General features: G+C 65.3%; 17 protein-coding genes. 6 read left to right on the forward strand and 11 right to left on the reverse strand.

All coding sequences use genetic code 11. The features are described from left to right. The first annotated feature begins 1 nt into the window (after window position 1). On the forward strand, window positions 2–799 hold the full coding sequence (locus tag HFGMBDPB_RS28705) for an SDR family oxidoreductase (RefSeq protein WP_046239924.1): 798 nt from the start codon (window positions 2–4) through the stop codon (window positions 797–799). Window positions 800–806: 7 nt separating this feature from the next. Here the strand turns inward: HFGMBDPB_RS28705 and HFGMBDPB_RS28710 are convergent, their stop codons facing one another. The 3 genes from HFGMBDPB_RS28710 to HFGMBDPB_RS28720 form a co-directional block, all read right to left on the reverse strand. Continuing rightward, on the reverse strand, window positions 807–2,615 hold the full coding sequence (locus tag HFGMBDPB_RS28710; protein ID WP_212646748.1) for a methyl-accepting chemotaxis protein: 1,809 nt from the start codon (window positions 2,613–2,615) through the stop codon (window positions 807–809). 93 nt (window positions 2,616–2,708) lie between these two features. After that, entirely contained in the window at window positions 2,709–3,902 is a 1,194-nt protein-coding gene (locus HFGMBDPB_RS28715) for a helix-turn-helix domain-containing protein (RefSeq protein ID WP_212646749.1), read from the reverse strand. A 181-nt stretch (window positions 3,903–4,083) separates the two neighbouring features. Beyond that, complete coding sequence (locus HFGMBDPB_RS28720; protein WP_126312084.1) at window positions 4,084–4,434, reverse strand: hypothetical protein; 351 nt, start codon at window positions 4,432–4,434, stop codon at window positions 4,084–4,086. Between the two features lie 300 nt (window positions 4,435–4,734). Between HFGMBDPB_RS28720 and HFGMBDPB_RS28725 the strand changes: the two genes are divergently transcribed. Then, on the forward strand, window positions 4,735–7,353 hold the full coding sequence (locus HFGMBDPB_RS28725) for a midcut-by-XrtH protein (RefSeq protein WP_212646750.1): 2,619 nt from the start codon (window positions 4,735–4,737) through the stop codon (window positions 7,351–7,353). 54 nt (window positions 7,354–7,407) lie between these two features. Here the strand turns inward: HFGMBDPB_RS28725 and HFGMBDPB_RS28730 are convergent, their stop codons facing one another. The 5 genes from HFGMBDPB_RS28730 to HFGMBDPB_RS28750 all read right to left on the reverse strand — a co-directional run bounded on the left by HFGMBDPB_RS28730 (window position 7,408) and on the right by HFGMBDPB_RS28750 (window position 13,451). Beyond that, a complete protein-coding gene (locus tag HFGMBDPB_RS28730; protein WP_043790255.1) occupies window positions 7,408–8,676 on the reverse strand; it encodes a ferritin-like domain-containing protein in 1,269 nt (422 codons plus the stop codon). A gap of 8 nt (window positions 8,677–8,684) precedes the next feature. Beyond that, window positions 8,685–9,551 (reverse strand): phosphate/phosphite/phosphonate ABC transporter substrate-binding protein, encoded by an 867-nt coding sequence (locus tag HFGMBDPB_RS28735; protein WP_016450660.1) that lies wholly within the window; start codon window positions 9,549–9,551, stop codon window positions 8,685–8,687. A gap of 64 nt (window positions 9,552–9,615) precedes the next feature. Next, window positions 9,616–10,725, reverse strand: coding sequence for an acyl-CoA dehydrogenase family protein (locus HFGMBDPB_RS28740; RefSeq protein WP_026062547.1), 1,110 nt, complete (start codon window positions 10,723–10,725; stop codon window positions 9,616–9,618). A gap of 308 nt (window positions 10,726–11,033) precedes the next feature. After that, window positions 11,034–12,266: a sensor domain-containing phosphodiesterase gene (locus HFGMBDPB_RS28745; protein ID WP_034367634.1), complete on the reverse strand. Its 1,233-nt coding sequence runs from the start codon at window positions 12,264–12,266 to the stop codon at window positions 11,034–11,036. Window positions 12,267–12,635: 369 nt separating this feature from the next. Further along, on the reverse strand, window positions 12,636–13,451 hold the full coding sequence (locus HFGMBDPB_RS28750) for a helix-turn-helix domain-containing protein (RefSeq protein ID WP_046986573.1): 816 nt from the start codon (window positions 13,449–13,451) through the stop codon (window positions 12,636–12,638). A 73-nt stretch (window positions 13,452–13,524) separates the two neighbouring features. On the opposite strand from HFGMBDPB_RS28750, the gene HFGMBDPB_RS28755 reads away from it, so the two are divergent. Continuing rightward, entirely contained in the window at window positions 13,525–14,241 is a 717-nt protein-coding gene (locus HFGMBDPB_RS28755) for an aspartate/glutamate racemase family protein (protein WP_016450656.1), read from the forward strand. 96 nt (window positions 14,242–14,337) lie between these two features. Here the strand turns inward: HFGMBDPB_RS28755 and HFGMBDPB_RS28760 are convergent, their stop codons facing one another. The 3 genes from HFGMBDPB_RS28760 to HFGMBDPB_RS28770 all read right to left on the reverse strand — a co-directional run bounded on the left by HFGMBDPB_RS28760 (window position 14,338) and on the right by HFGMBDPB_RS28770 (window position 17,304). Continuing rightward, window positions 14,338–15,504, reverse strand: a complete 1,167-nt coding sequence (locus tag HFGMBDPB_RS28760) for a GGDEF domain-containing protein (protein ID WP_212646751.1) — start codon at window positions 15,502–15,504, stop codon at window positions 14,338–14,340. A 524-nt stretch (window positions 15,505–16,028) separates the two neighbouring features. Continuing rightward, window positions 16,029–16,712, reverse strand: a complete 684-nt coding sequence (locus tag HFGMBDPB_RS28765; RefSeq protein ID WP_016453227.1) for an energy-coupling factor ABC transporter permease — start codon at window positions 16,710–16,712, stop codon at window positions 16,029–16,031. 202 nt (window positions 16,713–16,914) lie between these two features. Next, window positions 16,915–17,304, reverse strand: coding sequence for a MerR family transcriptional regulator (locus HFGMBDPB_RS28770; RefSeq protein ID WP_043790259.1), 390 nt, complete (start codon window positions 17,302–17,304; stop codon window positions 16,915–16,917). Window positions 17,305–17,376: 72 nt separating this feature from the next. Between HFGMBDPB_RS28770 and HFGMBDPB_RS28775 the strand changes: the two genes are divergently transcribed. From HFGMBDPB_RS28775 to HFGMBDPB_RS28785, 3 genes are all read left to right on the forward strand, one after another. Next, a complete protein-coding gene (locus HFGMBDPB_RS28775; RefSeq protein WP_212646752.1) occupies window positions 17,377–18,456 on the forward strand; it encodes an SDR family oxidoreductase in 1,080 nt (359 codons plus the stop codon). Between the two features lie 161 nt (window positions 18,457–18,617). Beyond that, window positions 18,618–19,514, forward strand: a complete 897-nt coding sequence (locus HFGMBDPB_RS28780; RefSeq protein ID WP_046986576.1) for an oxidoreductase — start codon at window positions 18,618–18,620, stop codon at window positions 19,512–19,514. A gap of 250 nt (window positions 19,515–19,764) precedes the next feature. Continuing rightward, window positions 19,765–21,390 (forward strand): sensor domain-containing diguanylate cyclase, encoded by a 1,626-nt coding sequence (locus HFGMBDPB_RS28785; RefSeq protein ID WP_016450650.1) that lies wholly within the window; start codon window positions 19,765–19,767, stop codon window positions 21,388–21,390. The last annotated feature ends 5 nt before the right edge of the window (window positions 21,391–21,395 follow it).

The following is a 21,395-nucleotide window of genomic DNA, read 5'->3' on the forward strand; positions in this document are numbered from 1 at the left end:
GATGGCACAGCCGTCTTCCCTGGGCCTGCAAGGCAAGGTGGTACTGGTCACCGGCGCCGGCCGCGGCATAGGCGCGGCCATTGCCACCGCCTTCGCGCGCGAGGGCGCCCTCGTGGCGGTCAACCACCTGTCCAACGACGCTGCCGCCGCCCGCACCGTGGCGGCCTGCCAGGCTGCGGGCAAGCAGGCCGGAGGCGATGCCTGGGCCATCAAGGCCGATGTAGGCTCGCAGCCTGCCGTCCAGGCCATGGCCGAGGCCATCGCGCGCGAGGCCGGCGCCATCGACATCGTGGTCAACAACGCCTTCAAACCCTACGCCTTCGACCCCGAGCGCCGCCGCCGCTTCGACGACCTGGACTGGAGCGACTACCAAGCCCAGTACGACGGTGCCGTGGGCGCGGCCTTCAACGTCTGCCGCGCCGTGCTGCCGCAGATGCGCCAGCGTGCGCGGGGCAGCATCGTCAACATCGCCAGCAACCTGGTGGAGCACCCCGTCGTGCCCTACCACGACTACACCACGGCCAAGGCCTCGCTGGTGGCCTTCAGCCGCAACCTGGCCAGCGAACTGGGGCCCGTGGGCATACGCGTCAACTGCGTCGCGCCGGGCCTGGTCTATCCCACGCAGGGCACCCAGGACACGCGCGAGTCCTTCCGCGAATCGCTGATGGCCGCCACGCCGCTGCGCCGCCTGGCAAGCCCCGAAGACGTGGCGGGGCCGGTGCTGTTCCTGGCCTCGGAACTGAGCGGCTTCATGACGGGACAGGTACTGTTCGTCGATGGCGGCCTGGTGATGCGCTGAGCCTGTTCTAGAACTGCTCCCACTCATCGGCCTCGGCCATCTCGGCCATTCCGGCCGCCGTGGCGCGGCGGGGTGTTGCCGCCTTGGCGGGCAGCGCCACAGGCGCGCTGGAGGCCGCAGCCGCTGCCGCGCGCAAGGGCTTGGCGGGGCGGGGCACGGCAGGGGCCAGCGCGGGAGACGGCCTGGCGGTCTGTGCGCGCGCCGGCACGGCCGCTGCCACCGGCGCGGACACGGCCTGTGCCCGGGCCTCCCTTTCATCCAGGCGGAACACGCTGACCAGCTGCACCAGCTGCGCCGCCTGCTTGTTCAGGCTGTCGGCAGCAGCGGCAGACTCTTCCACCAGGGAAGCGTTTTGCTGCGTCACCTGGTCGAGCTGCTGCACCGCGTCGCTGACCTGGGTCACGCCCTGGGACTGCTCCTGCGTGGCGGCACCGATGTCGGAGATCAGTTCGGCCACGCGGTGCGTCTGGGTGACGATGTCGTTCATGGTGCTGCCGGCCTCGGCCACCTGGCGGGAGCCGGCGGCGACCTTGCCCACGCTCTCGCTGATCAGGCCCTTGATCTCCTTGGCCGCATTGGCGCAGCGCTGGGCCAGGGAGCGCACCTCCGAGGCGACCACCGCAAAGCCCTTGCCCTGTTCCCCGGCACGCGCGGCCTCCACGGCGGCGTTGAGCGCGAGGATGTTGGTCTGGAACGCAATGGCGTCGATCACGCCGATGATTTCCCCGATCTTGCGCGAGCTGTGCGTGATGTCCTCCATGGTGCTGACCACGCCATGCACCACCTCGCCGCCGTGCACGGCCGTGGCGCTGGCCGACTGGGCCAGGCCCGAGGCACTGCGCACCGTGTCCACGTTCTGCTGAATGGTGGCGGTCATCTGCTCCATGGAGGCGGCCGTTTCCTCCAGGTTGGCGGCCTGCTCTTCCGTGCGCGCGCTCAGGTCGGCGTTGCCCGAGGCGATCTGGCTGGCGCCCGTGGCAATCGATTCGCTGCTGTGGCGCACCTGGCTGACGATGCCGGCCAGGCTGGCGCGCATGGCCTCCAGGCTGGCCAGCAGGCTGGTGGTATCGCCCCGGCGCAGCTGCACGTTCACCGCCAGGTTGCCCTTGGCCACTTCCTGCGTGACCTGGGCCGCGTAGGCCGGCTCGCCACCGAGCAGGCCCTTGATGCGGCGGGTGATGGCCCAGGCCACCAGCGCACCCAGCAACAGCGAGGCCAGGGCCAGCGACAGCATCTGCCGGCCGGCGGCCAGCGATTTGCCTTCGGTGGCCTGGGCCGTTTCCGTGGCACGCACCTGCTGGTGGGCCAGCATGTCGTTGATGGCGGCAAAGAACGCGTCCTGCTGCCTGCGGAACTCTCCGCTGCTGCCCAGCATGGCCGAGACGGTGGGCAGGTCATGCCGCATGGCCGCGGCCATGAACTGGTCCAGCAGCGGCAGGTAGGCGGTGCGCGCATTCCTCATGCGGTCGTACAGGGCGATGCCCTGCGGCGTGGTCAGTCCCTCGCGGAACTGCTCCATGAGCTGGCCTATCTTCTGGCGCTGCGTGTCCAGCGTGGCCTTGGCCAGGGCCTTTTCCGCAGGGTCTTCGATCAGCGCCAGACTGCGCACGCCGCGGAAGATGAACTCCACCGAGCTCTTGACCTCCACCAGCCTGAGCAGGCTGGTGATGCGCGTGTCGGCCAGGTAGGAGACATCGTCCGAGGCCTGGATCAGCCGCGCTCGGCCCAGCAGCGCAATCGACAGCGCGATGAGGATGAGAACCGAGAAACCCAGACCCAGCATGGAGCCCGTTTTCATATTCTTCAGATATTTCATGCGTCTTCCTTTGCGTCCTACTTTGCATGTTGCTTCGGGTGATCGGTAGGGCCTGAATACACGCCCGTCATATGCATTCCAGGATTTTTCAAATCACGTCAGCCTGTGGTGCCGAACCCAGGCCGATGGCGGTATCCCATAATGGCCGGAAAAATCCCTGGAAAATGTGGAGAGGGAGGAATATCCAAGCCGGGAGGAAATCTGTCCTATGCTTTGATCCGTGGTCAGCAAGGATTCCGCAGCCAGGTGGATACGGCTTTGTCTTATATATTCACCAATGCTGCATGATCGGCTATGGCGAAATGAAACTTCCAGCGTGCGGCGGCTGACGCGGCAATGGTCGGCAATGGACTGCACCAGCAGTTTCTTGTCCAGGTTGTCTTCTATGTATTGAAGGGCGCGTTTCACATAGGCAGGTTCCAGGTCATGCAACCGCGCCTCGTCCATGGCCGTGAATCGTGATTTCTCCAGATAAGGACTGATGGCCATGCTCTTGAGTCGCATGATGTTCAGCGCCTTCAGCGTGGACAGTGCGCCCGCGAAATCGCCCTGCGTTTCCTGTATGTGGTACTCATAGACCAGCGCATTGCGGTGCAGGCCCTCCAACTGGTAGGTCTGCGCCGTGGACTTGGCCAGTACGGCGGCCTGCAGCGCCTGTCCGTACTGGCGCTTGCTGCAATGCACCAGCGCACTGCTGAGCCAGGCCCAGCCTGCAATGGGCGGGTTCTTGGCCTGGTAGTGGATGCCGATGCGCTCAATGGAGCGGACCACGGCGGCAGCCTCGCGCCGGCCCGACTCCAGCCCCTTGAGCGACAGCCGCAGCAGCTCGCTGTACGGCCAGGCCAGGCCCGCTGGCAGCTGGCGGCCCACATTCCCCAGCAGGTCCTGCAAGGCAACGCTGTCGGGCGCAGCGGCACCCAGCTGGACCAGGCCTGAATCGGGCGGCGGCCCGCACCACAGGTCCTGGTGGTTTTTATAAAGAAAGACCTTCCAGAGGATTTGCGCCCTGGCCCAGGTGATCAGGGTGGGCAGCCAGGGGCTGTCTCCGGGCGCCATTTGCGCAAAATCATGGTCCTTGCCTTCGATCAATTGCAGGGCGGTATCGAGCTCGCCCAGCCGGCCATGCGCCAGCGCCAGCACATAGGTGGCGCGCACCAGGGCCTCGGGCGGCAGCAGCGCGGGATTGGCCATGGCCGCCGTGGCCAGTGAAATGGCATTGCGCTCCTCACCCAGCTGGCAATGGATGAAGGCCGCTGCGATGCGCGACGACACCGCGCGGTCAGGCATGCGGTGCAATTCGAAAATCGCCTGCGCTTCCTGAATATGCCTGAGTACCAATGATGGATATATCGGCGGCTCCGGCCATTTGCAGGCCTGCAGCAATTGCTCGGCCCGGCTGATTTTATTGTTTCCTTGATCAGTACGCTGGTGATGGTCGGATATTATTCTCCACAATCTGGATGCGCTCTCATCTGGGTGGCCGTGGATGTTGTGCGTCAAAAGATGGATTGAGTAAGAATTCTTGCATGAAAAAATCAATGATCCTGCTCGATTGATGCATTTTCATGATGAATGCATCTGTGGGGTGGCGCAGGCCTGTCCCATGGGAAACACTGATTGACTGGAGGAATCTTACAGGCTGAATAAACAATTGTTTACATTTGGAAAAGCTTTCTCTTGTCAGATTGCGCAGGCGTTTGTCTTTTTGCGAAACTTTCTCCGGCTCCATTGACTTAATTCGCTGATGCGGCTCGGTTTTTCTGATGGGAAAAATCACAAAGGCCCGCGAGAAAATCCCTGGGTTTTCTAGGGTTGTCACAAGTCGAGTGATATGCGGCCCGCATGTGGGCGGGGTGGATCTGGGCCGGTACCTGCCAGGCAAGGGCGGGCGGTCGGACGAGCTGGGCGCATTGGAGGGGTCGTGCGGCCTTCGAGCGGCCCTTGCCAGAGCCGGTGCCCGCTGGCCAATTACCTGCTTTCAGGGATATGCGCTGCGCAGGCCGTCGTCTAAAGTAAGAAATTGTCAGCAGCGCAGTCATTTGTGGCCTGCCTGAAGGCAGTGGCGGGGACCGCTCCCCGCCTGTTCGGATCTTCGGATCTTTTCTTCCAGGCCAGACCCATGCTGCAACTTTTCCAATTCCTTGCCCGCGGCACGTGGCTCGCACAGGCGTTGGGCGCCTTGGCCGTGGCCTGTGCCGTGCCGGCAGCCCAGGCCCAGAGCATCACTGCGGCACCGCTGGCGGCCGTGGCGCCGGCGGCGATTTCTGTGGACCACCCTGGCGCTCTTGCGCTGCTGGCACTGGCCATGGGGGCCTGCCTTGCATGGGGGGTGCGCACAGGGCGGATTTCCCCGGCCAGCCTGCGCGCCTGGGCCCTGGGCGGTGCTGTCGTGGCGACAGCGGCCACGGCGGCCTGGGGCGACCGGGTGCAGGCCCAGATACAGGAATTGCAGGAAGCCTTCAACCAGGCTGCGGGCGAGACGCTTGTCATTCCCGTGCAGGCGAGCGCCCTGGGCGCCGCTGGAGCGCCGCAGGGCTTCCTGCCCGTGGTCTACCGCAACCAGACATCGCTACGGCTGAAAATCACCGGCATCACGGACCCTGTGTGGAACACCTGCTTTCCGCTGGGCGTGCCGGGCACGATTCCTACGACGGCCCCACGTCCCGGCAGCGCCTGCGCGGTCGGCGCCGCGCTGGAGGCGGGCGGCTCCTGCTGGGTGGACGTGGCGCAGCTGTGCGCCAACGCGGCGGCCGCCGCGCACGGCAGCCACGCCAGCGTGCTTGCGCCCGACAGCGTGCAGGTGGACACGGCCGGGCAGCGCACGGGCAATGTGCTGTCCAACGATTCCGATGCCGATGGGGCGCTCGTGGTCGCCAGCTTCACCTATGAAGGCCAGACCGTGGCGGCCGGCAGCTCCCGGAACGTGGCGGGGCGCGGGACCTTCGCGCTGCAGGCAGACGGCAGCTTCACTTTCCAGGCGGATGCGAACTACAGCGGCGGCCATCCGCTGGGCATCGGCTACACCGTGCAGACCGGCGCGTCCAGCACGCTGAGTGTTTTCGTGAACCGGGTGCCCGTGGCCGGCAACGATACGGCCACCACCGATGCCGATACATCCGTCGCCATCGCCGTGCGCGGGAACGACAGCGATGCGGATGGGGACAGCCTGACCGTTTCCGGCATCACCCAGGGCACCCACGGTTCCGTGGTCGTGGATGCCGTCACGGGCAATCCGGTCTACACGCCGAACGCCAACTTCACCGGCAGCGACAGCTTCACCTACACCGTCGGCGACGGCAGGGGCGGCTTTGCCACGGCCAGCGTGTCGGTGACGGTTGCTGCTTCGCCCGCCAGCAATCAACCGCCAGTGTCTGTCTCCGATGCGATAGTGGTGGCCGAGGGCGCTGTGGCCACGGTCCTTGCCAGCGGTGCAACCAGCGTGCTGGCCAACGACACGGACCCTGACGGCAATCCGCTCGTCGCGGTGCTGGTGACGGGTCCGGCGAACGGGTCCCTGACGCTGAGCGGCAATGGCACCTTCACCTATATCCACAACGGCAGCGAGACGGTTTCCGACAGCTTTGCCTACCGTGCCAGCGATGGGCTGGCCATGGGAAACATCGTCACCGTTTCCATCACGGTCACTCCCGTGAACGATGCACCGGTTGCCGTGGCAGATCAATGGATGGTTGCCACGGACATCCCGCGTAGCATCAGCTTTGCCACGTTGCTGGCCATCGCACACGGCACAGGCGGGACCAGCGTCAGGTTTCCGATAACCGCGAAGCTGGTGGATACGGATGGCTCGGAAACCCTGTCGATCAGGATCAGTGGACTGCCCACCAATCTGTCCTTCAATGCGGGCACGAACCTGGGTGGTGGTGTCTGGCAGTTCACCGAAGCCGACCTGCCCAATCTCATCCTGAATCTGCCTGGCAGCTACACCACGAACGCCACCAATCTCACGGTCCAGGTCACGGCGACGGAGGTGAGCGGCGGCTTCACGGCATCGACATCCACCGTGGTCACGCTCAAGGCCTCATATACGACCGTGGATATCACCACGACCGAGAGCGGCAACCATACGGGCAACTCGGCCAGCGAATACATCACCGGTGGCAACGGCGCCAACACCATCAACGCCGGCAGCGGAAACAACATCGTTTTCGGGGGCGCTGGCGACGACAACCTGTCGGCGGACTCGGGCTCCGATGTGCTGATCGGCGGCAGCGGCAACGACACCCTCAACGCGGGATCGGGCACGGACCTGCTGGCCGGTGGCCCCGGCAACGATCTGATGAGCGGCGGTGATGCGGGCGAGAACTTCGTGGATGTCTTTGTCTGGTCGCTGGGAGACCAGGGGGCGGCAGGAACACCGGCCATGGACCGAATCCAGAACTTCGCCACGGCGGCCGCGGGAGCCAACGGCGCAGGCGGTGATGTACTGGACCTGCGCGACCTGCTGCAGGGTGAATCCGCAGGCCCCGGCAATGCCGCAGGCAACCTGGCCGACTACCTGCACTTCGAGATCACAGGAGGTGATACCTGGGTCCATGTCAGCCACACGGGCGGCTTCGGTGCGGACTCCCATGCGGTGGGTGCAAGCTATTCGGCATCGGCCGAGACCCAGCAGATCATCCTGGAAGGCGTGAATCTGCAGACGCTGTATTCCGGTGCCGCCACGGATCAGCAGATCATCACGCAGCTGCTGAACAACAGCAAATTGATCGTGGATTGACCGGCGCCGGTCCTATGGCCACCGGGCACCGCGCACCGGGTCCGTTTCTCGTGCCTACATGAAATTGCGCGTATGCAGCGAAGCCAGCCGCTCCGCATGCCCACGCTCGAACCCCAGCCGCAGCAGCTTGGAAAACCGGCCGTCTGCCATGTCGCGCATGAGCTGCTGCACGCGGGCGGCGCCACGGGCCAGGGCCTCGGGGGTGAGGGTGCCGGCCGCGATGAGGATCAGGGCGTCGAAGACTTCCTCGTTCAGGCCCGAGGTGCCGGCCAGGTTGTCGAAGCGCTGCTCCACGGCCTGGGCCAGCTGGTGCTGGAAGCCGGGCTCGTGCTGCAGGCGGTACAGCAGGTGGGACATGCCCAGGGCCACATGGCGCGCCTCGTCGCGCGCGGCCAGGCGGCAGATCTGGCGTGTGAGGGGGTCGGGCGCCTCGGTCTGCAGGAACTGCAGCAGGTGCACGAAGGTGCCTTCGCCCAGTACCGACAGCAGGAAACCCGCCACGGAAAAATCCGTCTCGTCCAGCAGGCTCTTGAGCGAGGCCTGGCCACCCGCCGTGGACAGCGCGGGCTCGCGGCCATGGCGGCGGATGCGGCGCGTGAAGACATCGATGTGCCGCGCCTCGTCGGCCACCTGGATGGCCAGCGCAGCCTGCAGTTCGCGGTAGTGCGGGTGCAGCTGGCCGAGGAAGCGCGCAGGCACCAGCAGGGCCGCGTTCTCGTTCTCGACCATGTAGGTCATGAGCTGGACGATGGCGTCCTCCACGGGCGCGGGCAGCTCGGGTGCGTCGTTCCAGTCGATATCGGTGTCGGCATTCCACTGCGCGGCCACGGCCTGGGCGTAGAGGTCGGAGGCGCTGTCGGTCCAGACCTGCAGCTTGTCGCTGAGCCGGAAATGGAAGGCCGGCGCGCCGGCTTCCACCTGCGCGCCACGCGCGGCCAGGCCCCAGAAAGGCTGGGCCTGCGCGGCCACGGCACCGTCGCCCGAGCGCGCATCGCTGCGGCCCGTCTGCGCCGCGCCGCGCCAGCGCCCGGCCTGGGCGCTGCCGCGCGCCACGATGGCCATGGCCTGTGCTGCATCCACGCCATCCTCCCAGCGCAGGCCATGGCCCTGGTCGCTGCACCAGCCCGACAGTTGGGCCTGCCAGCCCGGCGCGCTGCCGGTCACGCGCAGCTGCCCGCCCACGGGCAGGGCGGCCAGCGCGTGCTTGACCAGCAGATGGGCGCCGGCATCGAAGCCCAGGCCCTGCAGGTCGATGACAGGCAGGGTGGAGGCGGGCAGGGTGGAGGCGGGCAGGGCGCCGCTGTCGGAATCAGGCATGGCCATGGCGCGTATCAGTAACGGTAGTCCTGCACGGTGATGCGGCCTTCGGCGTCGTAGAAGGCCTCGTCCGTCACCGCGCGCTCCAGCAGGCCGTAGCCCGTGCCGCGGCCCGGGTGCCAGACCTTCAGGCCTTCCAGCTCCAGCAGCGGGCGCACTGCCGCGTCGTCCCAGGACATGGCCAGCAGGATGTCGCGGAAGGCGGCGGCACGCCCGGCATCGATGTGCGGGCCGGCCGTCATGTTGCAGTGGTCGAAGGCGCCCGAGGTGGCCAGCACGCGCGTGCCGCCGGCCGGCAGCGTGCCTTCGCGCGCAAAGGCCAGGTAGTTCTTGCCCACCATCCATGAAGCCTGTATCTCGCCGGCCACCATGGCGGCGGCGGCCAGGCGCTCGCCGCCGATGTGGTCGCCGTGCTTGCCGCCCAGCACGTCAAAGCGGCGTGCCGTGTAGTCGCGCCCGGCCACCAGCCCTTGCTGGCGCAGATGGTCCAGCGGGATCAGCGTGGCCTGGGGCGAATCCACGGCACCGAAGCCCACGGTCTTGCCGCGCAGGTCCTGCACGCTCTGGATGGGGCTGTCTGCGGGAACGACCAGCAGCGAATGCAGGTCCAGGTCGGTATCGCGCATGGCGATGGACTCCACGCGCAGGCCGCGCGCGCGGGCCATGCGGTCGGCGCGCACAAAGGCCAGCGGCGAGTTCCAGGCCAGGTGCACATCGCCTGCCATCAACGCCTCGGTCAGCGACTCGTAGTTGGAATAGAGAACGTAGTCGAAGTAGTAGCCGCGCTCGATGAAATACGCCTTGAAGCCTTCCCAGATGGTGATCACCTTGGGGGCGTAGGCCACGGCGCCGAGCTTGATCACGGGGGCGGTTGTCGTCATGCGGAAGTCCTTTGCTGGATGGGGGAGGAGGGGTGAAGCGATCGACGGGTTCTGCCGTTCAGGCTCAGGCGGCGGCGTCGCACATGCCTTTGCCCAGCATGTCGTAGATCACATCGGTGGTGGGCGCCATGACCGAGGCGGCGCGCGCATCGCGGAACAGGCGCTCTATGCCCAGCTCCTTGCGGAAGGCGGCGCCGCCGCACACGCGCATGGCAATGTCGGTCACTTCCAGTGCGGCCTCGGCGGCTGCGGCCTTGCTCTGCAGCAGGCGGGTGCGCGCATCGGCCCGGGCCGCCTGCACGGCGGCCACGGTATCGTCGCGCAGCAGGCGGGCCTGCTCCAGGCGCAGCTGGGCACGGGCCAGGTAGGCGCGGATGGTGGGCAGGTCGGCCAGCGAGCTGCCGCTTTCCGCAAAGCGCGTGCCCGCCACATGGGCCACGGCGCGGCGCAGCGCGCCCTGCATCAGGCCGATGGACGTGGTGGCGATCAGCGTGGGAAAGAAGGGCATCAGATAGCGGCCCTTCACGGCCTCGCCCTCGCCGTCGGCGCCCAGCATGCGGGCGCGTGGAACGCCCACGTTGCGTGCCTCGATGGGCGAGGACGCATTGCCGCGCAGCCCCATGCCGTTGAAGCGTCCGGGAATGGACAGGCCCGGCAGCCGGCTGTCCACCAGCCACAGCGTATTGCCCTCGCCCTGCGTGGCGCGCGAGATCCAGACATAGGAATCGGCCTCGCCGGCCGACGTGATCATGCTCTTGAGCGCGTTCAGGTGGATGACATCTTCAGCGGCGGTCGCCGTGCCCGTCGGCGCCCAGATATGGCTGCGCGAGCCGGCTTCGGACACGGCCAGCGTGGTGAGGTGGCGGCCGGCCGCGATCTCGCGGCGCACAGGGTCGTCGGCAAAGGGTTCGATCAGCGCCACGCCGCAGTAGTGCATGGTCAGCACCATGGCCGTGCAGGGGCAGTCCTGGGCAATGCGCTCGACGACCTGCACCGCTTCGGCCAGGCCCTTGCCCAGGCCGCCCACCTCGCTGGCGCTGATCAGGCCCAGCAGGCCGGCTGCCGCCAGTGCATCCAGCGCGGCGCGCGGGTAGCGTGCCTGCTCGTCGATCTGCGCGGCCTGGGGCGCGATGATGTCGCGCATGAGGGGTTCGAGTTGCTTCAAAACTTCCATCTGGGTTCACCGTAGGCATGCCCATGACCGCCTGCCGGGAGGCTGTTGCTGGAAGTCTGGGGAAATGCTGGGGCGCCGCGATGGCCGCTGGACGCGCCTGCCGCATGCAGACCTGCAATGGCGGATGGGCTGGGGAAAGAATGCAGGCGATTATGCGCCGGGTGCACTACGGCTTCGCGCAACGGGCGCCTTGCTCGGGCACCATGGCTGGTGTGTGCTTGATCCCGGTCAAGGTGGCGGGAGAACGCTGCGTCGTCACAGCACATTCACGCACGCATGCAGGCAGGCAGGCTCGAAAGCTTGAACGCCTAGGCCCTGGCAAGCCCCATGGCCAGCGCCTGTGCTGACCCCATCGGCTTGGCAAAGAAGTAGCCCTGGGCCAGATCCACGCCAAGGCTTGCCAGCGCATTGAATTCCTCGGCAGTCTCCACACCTTCGGCGACCACCACGCTTCCTATTTCGTGCGCGAAACTCGTGAGCCCCTTGGCGAGCGCACGGCGACTGCGGTCGGTATCGACGTCGTGCGTGATGCTCATGTCCAGCTTGATCATGTCCGGTTGAAGATGCAGGATGTGCCGCATGCTGGAGTAGCCGGCACCGGCATCGTCGACTGCCAAGGTCGCGCCCCGGCGCCGCAGCGGAGCCAGTGCATCGGCCAAAGCCCTGTAGTCATCCACGGCGGCATGCTCCGTGATTTCCAGCGTCACGCGCGACAGATCCTGATCCGAACCCAGAAGCCGGGGCAGCTGCCCCGACTGGATCAGCTGCGGCGAGCAGTTGACTGCGAGCAGCCAATCGGTTGGCAGGCGACCGAGCGCGCCAAGCGCCGTGTCGATTGCATGGCGCTCCAGCTCCAGCCCCAGGCCGACTTCGTGCGCTGCCTTGAACCATTGGTCTGGCGGGCGAAATGGCTCCAGGTCAAAGCGCGACAAGCACTCAAAACCGTGCAGCTTGCCTGTCGCGATGGTGTATACGGGCTGAAATACAGGGCGCAGCGCATTGCCCTGCATGGCAAGGCGGATTTCGTTGGCCGCTTTGTCCCTTGCATGCTGGACCGCAGAAGTTGCACTGAAATGCAGTCCCAATAAATCGGAGAATGCCCGCAACAGCGACATATCATGCTCACCCAGCGCGGGATTGGGCTGGTGGCTGAAGCAGCACAAAGTGCCGTACAGACGGTTGTCATCCAGGCGGATCGGTACGCTCAGGTGCGAGCCGATGGGAATGGTGTGCGTCTCCGGTATTCCCTGTGCAGCGGGTAAACGGGACGTGTCTGGAATCAACTGCGGCAATTCGCCATTGACCACCTTCTGGCAATAGCCCTCGTTCAATGGAATCTTCTGCTGCCGGAAAATCACACCGCCAGTGCTCTCGTCCACATGCTCCAGCACCCGATCCGCTTCGCGGAATCGGGCCACAAAGGCCACATCCATGCCCAGATGCCGCCGGACCACGGACAGCACACGGTCCACTCCATCCAGTTCAATGGCGAAAGCAAAAATTCTGCTCAAAGGTGCGAATGTGGATTTTCGAGGGGTCATTTCATTGATCTGCTCTATCAGATGTGTACGCACATTGAATTGACGCGCTGCTGGCGGATTGGCGGTCCTCAGTTCTGCCCGGTATGGCCGAGCGGCACGATATGCCGTTGATAACGGGAATGAATTATCGGTAGTCCGCTCCATTGGCAGGAACACGGCAAGGTTGGGGTTGCCGCGCCATCGCAAATCAGAACAGGGGGAGAGCAATGGCCCTAAGTATGCGCGGTTGAAGTGCGCAGGTCGAGTCCGTCTGTTCGGATTGACAATGGGAATGAAAAGCCAACGCGGGAACTTGCAAGTTCATTGCACCGTCTGGAACACCGGTCATGCCGCATGCCCCGGGCGTGACGGTTCCAGGTGCTCCATCGGTCACTGCCTGGCCGTATGGCGAATGCGGGCCAGGTACTGGCTGGGCGTCAGCCCCAGATGTTTGCGAAACGCGGCTCCCATGTGCGATTGATGGCTGAAGCCGCAATCGTGGGCGATACAGGCCAGCGAATCGGCATCCGCCCGCATCATGGAGCGGGCCGCCTGTATGCGGGTCTCCACAAGATAGGCATGCGGAGTCATGCCAAGCAGCTGGGAAAACTCACGCAGAAAACGCAGCGGGGTGCGACGGGTCATCCGGGCCAGCTGGGAAATGCTCAACGGCTGTGCAAACTCGGCCGCCATGCGCTCCAGAACCGGCCGATACACCGGGCGCAATGCATCGATGCGCGGGATGGGCGCATGGGGCACATCCCTCGCATCGACGCATTGCCGGGCCATGAAGTGCAGGGCTGCCTGCTCTATTGCCAGGGTGTCCGTCTCGGGGCAAAGCAGCAGTTGCCGCAGCTGGTGCGCAATCTGCAAGGCGGCGCGCTGGCCAGGGTGCACAACGCGCCGGGCTTCGGTGTCAGGCACTGCGTCGTCCAGCCATTGCTCCCATTGCGCAGGGGTACAGCGAACCACCAGGTACTCGCCGCCCGTGGCCGATTCGGAAAACACATCCACCCCCGGTGGCGTGCGTGCCACCGTGCCGGGCCATGTGTCGAAGTCCACGCGGCGGTCGCTGCCAATGGCATGCACGCCTTGCTGGCGCTCCAGCGCAATGCCCAGCGAATGAAGGCGGGTCGGGTCATGGCTGCTATAGGCGGCGCGGCCCAGCAGCTGCACCTCGAATCCCGGTAGTTCCTGAACTTTCATCACCCTGGCGCCTTGTGTCTTGAACTGAAATTTCTTGATAGACGGGAAACCGGGCGCTGCCCACACTGAAGGCATGAACGCAAACCACACGGAAATTCACCGCATCATCGGTCTCATCGGGGGCATGAGCTGGGAGTCCAGCGCCGAGTACTACCGGCTCATCAACCAGGGCGTGCGCGACCGGCTGGGTCCGCTGCGCTCTGCAAAACTGCTCATGTACAGCGTGGATTTTGGCCCCATCGAGCTGGCCCAGCATGAAGGCCGCTGGGATGACGCAGCCGCCTTGCTGGAAGATGCCGCGCGGCGGCTGCAGGATGGCGGGGCGGATGGGGTGCTGCTGTGCACCAACACCATGCACAAGCTGGCAGACCGCATTGCGGCAGCGGTGCGCATCCCTTTTCTGCACATTGCCGACCCGGTGGCCGATGCGGCCCGGGCGGCAGGCCACCGCAGGCTGGGGCTGCTGGGCACCCGCTTCACCATGGAGCAGCCCTTCATGCGCGAGCGCCTGCAGCAGCAGGGGCTGGAGGTGATGGTGCCGCAGGAGGCGGACCGCGCCGAAGTGCACCGCATCATCTACGAGGAACTGTGCGCAGGCCGGATACGGGAAGAGTCGCGGCGCACCTATCAGCGCATCATGGCGCAGCTGGCCGGGCAGGGCGCCCAGGCCATGGTGCTGGGCTGCACGGAAATCAGCCTGCTGGTGCAGCAGGCGCATTGCCCCGTGCCCGTGCTGGACACCACGGCCTTGCATGCCGAGGCTGCGGTGGACTTTGCATTGACGCCTTGAGGCGCCAAAACGACCCGGACTGAACCGGCCCGGACCCCTATCAGTGGCAGATGTGACCTGCAAGCGCACGCAAGCGGCCCACCTGCGGCAAGCAGATCATCCGTGGGGCCGCCCTGGCGCAAGCGGGGCGAGTTCCATCCGGTCCCGTCCCTTGCGCTTCGATGCATAGAGGGCCTCGTCGGCCTGCTTGAGCCAGTGGGACAGCTCTGTTCCGGGCTGGTCGAACAAGGCCGCACCGATGCTCAGGGACACGGGCTGCGGCGTCGCGAACATCGTGCGCGCCTGCTGCACGAACGCTTCGCGCAAGTCCTGGCCCAGCGCCTGCGCGGCCGTGCCGCAGACGTTGTGCAGCAGGATCACGAACTCATCCCCGCCCAGCCGCGCGGCCAGTGCGCCGCGAGGCAGCACGCTGCGGATGAGGTCGCTCAGCGTCACCAGCAGGCGGTCGCCGGCATCGTGGCCGTGCAGGTCGTTGACCTGCTTGAAGTGGTCGATGTCGATCAGCAGCAGGGCGCCGGGGCGGGCCGGCGAGGCTTGTGCCAGCAGCGCCGGTGCGCGCAGATAGAGCGCGCGGCGGTTGTCCAGGGAGGTCAGCGGATCGCGGGCGGCAATCTGCGCGATGCGCTCCTCGCGGCGATGGCGCTCCGTCCCGGTCATGGACATGGCCAGCAGCATGATCGCCATCACGCCCTCCACCAGCGAGATCAGGATCACCGTGCCGCGGAAACTGCCCAGGTTGACGAAGGCGTCCAGCGCCACGGTCGATCCTGCCTTGGCGAGGTAGAACAGGCCGTGGGCCAGCAGCACGAAACTCAACTGCGCCGCGCCCATGCCCAGCGCGCCGCCATGCGGGCGCAGCAGCAGGCCGGCGCGCAAGGTGGTGATGGCGATCAGCAGCGACTGGATGCCCAGCATCGCCTTGGACCACCAGGGCCCGTCTGGCAGAAACAGCATGGCCAGCCAGACGACGGCCAGCAGCCACCAGAAGTGCGACAGCCGCACGCGCATGAATCCGGCGACCCCGGCCAGGAACAGCCAGTGGGCGGCGATCAGCAGGCCGTTGGGAAACCAGATGCCCAGCAGCACATGGCCGCTGGAACGCAGCAGGGCCAGCACGCAGCCCACGACGATGATGGCGAACCCCGCGCTCCACAGCAGCAGCGAGCGTTCGCGCACGCTGCTCCATTCCGCAGCCAGATACAGCGCCGAAGCGGCCGCCATGGCCGTGGTGAGAACGAGCAGGGTGAAGGGGTCGAGAGCCATGGGCGATGGAGGTATCGGCGCAGGCGCGCTCCTTGTGAGAGCCGCCAGACAAGGAGCAATGCGGCGACGGTCCGTGCCGTCGCGATGCAGTGGAGCAAAGCGAGCGGGGCGGATTGTCGCAGGAAGCGGGTTTTCAGGCTTGCCCGATCACCCGGCTGCAGCGATTCCGGCGTCGGCCGCGTTGCCAAGGCCACGTCGCGGAGGCGAACGCAGGGTCCTTGCACTGCGCAGGCATCCCGCCGCTCCAGACCATGGCGAAGCCGTCCTCACTGCTGGGCTGCGGGCCCTGTTGGAAGCCCGGGGCCTTGTGGAAGGCGGTGGATTTGCCGAGCTTGCTTGCCAGCAGGCTGATGAAGAGGGGCCTGGTCATGCTGGACCAAGAGGAAGCGGCCACGGCTGCGCGCGGGGCCGTCCATGCACCTGCCGCTCCCCGCTTTGCCATGGTGGCCCGGGGGCGGCAAGGCGGGAGCACCGGGGCAAGATGCCCTATGGGGCGTCAACCGTGACCGGGGGAGCCGGCCCTGTCAGACCGCAACGGCGTGCAGGCGGGTATTGAAAAGCGGCCCTTGGGTGAAGGTCGCCAGGCGCTTGGCCAGCCACAGCACCGCCAGGTCCACCAGGGGTTCCACCAGCACGACGCACATGTAGGCAGCACCGAAGCTTGCCACCTCGGTCAAGGTTGCCAGGCTGGCACCGTGGCCGTAGATGGCCCAGAACGCGACCCACAGGACAATGCCGCCCTGGTAGGTGGTGGACAGGGCCAGGGCCTGCCTGTAGCTGATGTCCACATAGGCCGTGCCGGCGGGAATCAGCCGGCGCGCCAGTTGGTTCACCGCATACAGCGGCACCAGCAAGGTGGTGACGTTCATGCCGTACTGCGGCAGGTCGAAGGGGGCAAAGAACAGGCCCTGCACCAGCAGGCCGAACGCCAGGCCGATGGCCGCAGCTCCCGCGCCGAACATCAGCAGCAAGGTCGAGCCCAGGATCAGATGGACCTCGGACACGCCGACCGGCTCGTGCGGAAACACCTCGAAGAAGCTGAACACCAGCGCGGTGGTGATGACACTGCGGGCCAGCAGCGCGAGCCAGCCGCCGTTGTCGCGCAGGCTTTGCCGTGCCAGGGCGGCGGTCAGGCCGAAGGCCGCTGCGGCGGTGACATAACTGAGGGCGATTTTTTCGGGGCTGACGACGCCGGGTTCGATGTGCATGGGAGGTCCTGAACAGTCAAGGTCCGTTGCAGGGCGGGCGCCGGCTGCGCAACGGCAAAGGTATTGAGCATAGCCGTGGATGAATGGCTGCGCCATGCCTTGGCGCGGCAGATGCGTTTTCTGTCCAGGCTGCGCGGATGTACTCGGGTGATGCCGGGAGCAGCCATGCAGCGATTGCCGCTGTTGTCTGGATGCCGACAGCTCACTTCAAGGCGTTGTTGAGTCGCTGAAGCTCAAGTTGCTGGGCAGCACTGGCCTCGAGATTTGCACGCTCCTCGTCCAAATACCGATAAATGCTTTTGAGCTCAGTGATTTTCTTTCTGATTTCCAGCATTTTCTTTTCAATCAACTTGGCACCCTCGGCACAATCGATTGACTTGTTTCTCTGAGCGTCCAGAATTTCGCCTATTTCCGCAAGAGAAAATCCCATGCTTTGTGCGCGCTGGATAAATCCAAGATCCTGCAGGGTTTGTGGTGTGTAAACACGGTAATTGTTGTTTCGCCGCAATGGTGCGATAAGGCCGATCTTCTCGTAGTAGCGCAGGGTATGGCGGCTGGCGCCGCTGCGGACCTCGAGTTCGCCGATATTCATGAAAAAACGCTTGACTATAGAGTTGGGTCGACAGTCTACACTCGATTTTTCATCGTGCCAAGGAGCAGAAAAATGAGCGTGGAGTGCTTTGTTACGGGAGGGACCGGCTTCATCGGCCAGCATCTGGTGTCATGCCTGAGCGCAAAAGGTCACACGATTCGGGTGCTGATGCGTCGCCCGGAGCGCCTGGCGCAACTGCGGGAGCAGGTCGACAATCTGGGAGGTGTCGCAAACCGTGTCTTTGCCGTGGCTGGCGATCTGGAGCAGGAGAGCCTCGGCTTGAGTCTTTCCGATCGAGAGGCTTTGCGGCAGGCCGAAGTTGTGTTCCACCTGGGCGCCCACTTCGCGTGGGGCCTTTCAATGGAGCATTCGCGTGCAGTGAATGTGGAAGGTTCAAAGCGCGTGGCGTTGTTGGCAGCGCAGCAAGATAGCCGGCTGGTGATGATCGGCGGCTATATGCTGAAGAACAATGAACATCTGCAGCGCATCGGAATTGATCCCGGCCATCCGGAAAGGACTCATTGGCCTGCCGTCTATCGGCGTGTCGGCGCTTACGAGGGGAGCAAACTGGAGGCGCATTTCGCGACCCTGGAGTTCATGGCTGCCAAGGGAGGGAAAATGACCGTCGTGCACCCCGCAACGGTCTGTGGTCATAGCCGCACGGGACATATACCTTGCAGCCAGCCACTGGTGGATCTGATACGCAATCTGGCACAGGGAAAACTGGCTGCAGTGCCCGGTAGCGCAGAGCACTGGTTGCCATTGGTCACTGTGGATTATCTGGTCGAGCTGGTTTCGGCTTGCGCTTTTGATCCTTCCATGGCCGGTCAGGAGCTTCTGGCGCTTGACGACCAAAGTCCCAACTTGCGAGAACTCCTGGCAGAGGTGGCACAACCTCTTGGAATAAAGTCCCCAAGGCATCATATTTCGCTCCGATTGCTGAAATGGCTTTTGAGCATTCCTCCGGTCGCACGGTTTTTGAATACGGATGCCGAAGCCCTGGACTTCATCCAGACTACGCGTTTTGACACAGCGGCGGTCGAGCAATTCGCCAAAAGGCACGGAATATCAAAGCCGGATATTCGTCAATCGTTACGGAATACTGCAATGTTCGTCAACTCATATTGCATGCCCAATGAAAGAGTCCACTGACGTGTATTGTGCCGGGATGAATACTGAGAAACTATCAAGATGCATTGCACCTATGCACGCACAGCCAAGAGCAGCCCTCCACTGCGCCCGTGGCACTCCATAATTGTCCTTTTCAGGTGTCGAGGCAGGCGCCGAGCATCCGTTTCGAGGAATCCGCTTCAGTGAATCAACAAGTCCATACAAGAATCGCTGTCCTGGGGCCCGGTGCGATCGGGACAACCGTCGCTGCTGCGTTGCACGAAGTCGGCCGCACGCCCATGCTTTGCGGCCGTACGCCGCGCGACAGCCTGGTGCTGCAAGGTAGCGGTGTTCGCATCGTTGTTCCCGGGCCGGTGAGAACGGATCCAGCACAGATTGCACGCCCGGTGGACCTCGTTTTTCTCGCGGTCAAAGCGACTCAGACCGCTGCCACTGCGCAATGGCTTGCGGCGTTGAGCGGCCCGCAAACCGTCGTGTGTGTCCTGCAAAACGGGGTCGAGCAGTTGGAGAGTGTCACTGCGCTGTGCCCTCAGGGGCGAGTCGTTCCTGCAGTCGTGTGGTTCCCTGCGCAGGCGCAATCCGATGGGTCGGTGCTCCTGCGCAGCGATGCTCGGATCAGCCTGCCTGACGAAGCGGCCTCCCTCGTGGTTGCGCAGGCACTGCAAGGCTCCCGGTGCCTGGTAGACCTGGTTTCGAATTTCAGATCTCTGGCCTGGCAAAAGCTGCTGCAGAACGCGGCGGCCGGGCTCATGGCGCTCACGCATCGCCGCTCGGGCATGTACGGCCGGCACGACATCTCCAAGCTCACACTGGACTACCTGCAGGAGTGCCTGGCCGTGGCACGCGCCGAAGGTGCTGAACTGGGCGATGAGGTCCCGCAGGCGATCCTCGACAAGTTCCAGGCATCCCCTGCCGACCTGGGCACGTCCATACTGGCGGATCGCGAAGCAGGCCGCCCGCTCGAATGGGATATCCGCAACGGCGTTATCGCGCGCCGCGGCCGGGCGCGCGGGGTTCCGACCCCGATCGGTGATGTCTTGGTGCCGCTTCTTGCTGCCGCGAGCGACGGCCCCGGCTGATCACCCATGCCTTGACGATAAGGCCTGTGATCACAGGCCTGCCATCCGCATTCAGCCTGAAACTGCCGGCAGCACCCCCCAATCCCAACTCTGCCGGCCGATTTTTCCGAAGCCGGGGACAATACCGGGTTCGCGGGTTTTTCCGGCTCGACCTGGGTCGAGGACGGGAATCGCTTGCGGAAGGAAGCTGCACTGGCGTTGAACCCGGACGCAGAAAACCCCAAGATCGGACGGCGGCGAGACTGCCGAGATGGCGCAGGTGCATGTGACGAAGAGGGATTGGTGGACAAGGGCCTGCCGCAGCCGCAGCGGTCGGCCCGTCAAACGCGATACCCGCCTGGTGGGCTGGCTGCTGGCCGTGGTGTTCGTGTCGGTATCGGCGGCCACGGTGTGGCAGTTGGTGGCTGCGCGCCAGCGCACGCTGGCCGAGGTGGATACCGTCAACCGCAATCTGGCGCAGACGCTGAATACCTATTCCGAAGGCGTGATCACCCAAAGCTCCATGTTGCTGCTGGGCATTGCCGAAAGGCTGGAGCTGGATGGCGCCGGTGCCGCGCACCTGGAGCGCGTGCTGCATCTGGTCAACCGCCAGGAGCAGTTGCTGAACCAGCTCAACGAGCTGCTGGTCGTGGACGCGCAGGGGCGCTGGCTGATGTCGTCCAAGGGGACGTTTCCCCCAGGAACGCAAAGCGCGGACCGCGACTTCTTCACGCACCACCGCGACGACCCGTCGTCAGGCATCTACATCGGGCCGCCGATCCGCAGCCGCTCCACAAGCGAATGGGTGATCACCATCAGCCGGCGCTATACCGACAGCGAGGGCCAGTTTGCCGGCGTGGTCGTGGTGACGCTGGGTGTGGAAAATTTCCTGCGGCTGTTCGGCAAGATCGACATCGGCGAGCAGGGCGCCATTTCACTGAGCACGCCGGGCGGGCAACTGCTGGTGCGCCACCCCTTCCGTGAGCAGGACCTGGGCCGGGACTTCTCGCAGTCGCCCAATTTCCTGCGCCACTATGCGGGGGCGATGTCGGGCACGGCGTCGTTCCGCTCGGGCCTGGATGGCACGGAAAGAATCTATGCCTTCCTGCGCAGCGAGCGCTATCCGCTGGTGACCACGGTGGCCCTGGGCCGCGACGAGGCGCTCAGTTCCTGGCAGCGCCAGGCGCAGCTGACGCTGGCCGTGGTGCTGGGGCTGTTTCTGGCGATTGCGCTGATCGGCTGGCGGCTGACGGCGGCGATGCGGCTGCGCTCGCGTGCCGAATGCTCCCTGGTCAGCGCGCGCGAGGAATTGCTGCAGGCCAACCGCCGGCTGGAGGTGCTGGCCACCCAGGACCAGCTCACGGGCCTGGCCAACCGGCGCCGCTTCGACGAGGTGCTGGAGCGCGAGGCACGGCGCGCCGTGCGCGAGGGCACGCCGCTGTCGCTGCTGCTGATCGATCTGGACCATTTCAAGGGCTACAACGACGCCTACGGCCATGTGGCGGGCGATGCCTGCCTGCAGACAGTGTGTCGCGCCCTGGCCCAGGCCGTGCAGCGGCCCGGCGACATGGCGGCGCGCTACGGCGGGGAGGAGCTGGCCGTGGTGCTTCCCAATACGGACCAGGCCGGCGGGCTGCAGGTGGCCGAGCGGCTGCGTGCGCGCATCGAGGGCCTGGGCCTGGAGCACCGCAGCAGCCGCTTCGGCCATGTGACGGCCAGCATCGGCGTGGCGACAGCGCAGTGCGGTGAGGCTGGCGCGACTCAAGGCGCTACACAAAGCGCTACACAAGGCACTACCCACGGCTCCACCCAAGGTGCCGCCGTGGCGCTGGTGGAAGCGGCCGACCGTGCGCTGTACCGCGCCAAGGCCGCAGGGCGCAACTGCGTGCAGGGCTGAATGGG

This window comes from Delftia sp. PE138 (assembly GCF_018320755.1).
GTDB lineage: Bacteria > Pseudomonadota > Gammaproteobacteria > Burkholderiales > Burkholderiaceae_C > Comamonas > Comamonas tsuruhatensis.

Excerpts from the sequence above, each read along its gene's own strand:
- HFGMBDPB_RS28745 (WP_034367634.1), bottom strand. The coding sequence starts at position 12,266 with ATGACCCCTCGAAAATCCACATTCGCACCTTTGAGCAGAATTTTTGCT.
- HFGMBDPB_RS28740 (WP_026062547.1), bottom strand. The coding sequence starts at position 10,725 with ATGGAAGTTTTGAAGCAACTCGAACCCCTCATGCGCGACATCATCGCG.
- HFGMBDPB_RS28785 (WP_016450650.1), top strand. The coding sequence starts at position 19,765 with ATGGCGCAGGTGCATGTGACGAAGAGGGATTGGTGGACAAGGGCCTGC.
- HFGMBDPB_RS28760 (WP_212646751.1), bottom strand. The coding sequence starts at position 15,504 with ATGGCTCTCGACCCCTTCACCCTGCTCGTTCTCACCACGGCCATGGCG.
- HFGMBDPB_RS28705 (WP_046239924.1), top strand. The coding sequence starts at position 2 with ATGGCACAGCCGTCTTCCCTGGGCCTGCAAGGCAAGGTGGTACTGGTC.
- HFGMBDPB_RS28750 (WP_046986573.1), bottom strand. The coding sequence starts at position 13,451 with ATGAAAGTTCAGGAACTACCGGGATTCGAGGTGCAGCTGCTGGGCCGC.
- HFGMBDPB_RS28725 (WP_212646750.1), top strand. The coding sequence starts at position 4,735 with ATGCTGCAACTTTTCCAATTCCTTGCCCGCGGCACGTGGCTCGCACAG.
- HFGMBDPB_RS28770 (WP_043790259.1), bottom strand. The coding sequence starts at position 17,304 with ATGAATATCGGCGAACTCGAGGTCCGCAGCGGCGCCAGCCGCCATACC.
- HFGMBDPB_RS28775 (WP_212646752.1), top strand. The coding sequence starts at position 17,377 with ATGAGCGTGGAGTGCTTTGTTACGGGAGGGACCGGCTTCATCGGCCAG.
- HFGMBDPB_RS28715 (WP_212646749.1), bottom strand. The coding sequence starts at position 3,902 with ATGCCTGACCGCGCGGTGTCGTCGCGCATCGCAGCGGCCTTCATCCAT.
- HFGMBDPB_RS28730 (WP_043790255.1), bottom strand. The coding sequence starts at position 8,676 with ATGGCCATGCCTGATTCCGACAGCGGCGCCCTGCCCGCCTCCACCCTG.
- HFGMBDPB_RS28765 (WP_016453227.1), bottom strand. The coding sequence starts at position 16,712 with ATGCACATCGAACCCGGCGTCGTCAGCCCCGAAAAAATCGCCCTCAGT.
- HFGMBDPB_RS28710 (WP_212646748.1), bottom strand. The coding sequence starts at position 2,615 with ATGAAATATCTGAAGAATATGAAAACGGGCTCCATGCTGGGTCTGGGT.
- HFGMBDPB_RS28735 (WP_016450660.1), bottom strand. The coding sequence starts at position 9,551 with ATGACGACAACCGCCCCCGTGATCAAGCTCGGCGCCGTGGCCTACGCC.
- HFGMBDPB_RS28755 (WP_016450656.1), top strand. The coding sequence starts at position 13,525 with ATGAACGCAAACCACACGGAAATTCACCGCATCATCGGTCTCATCGGG.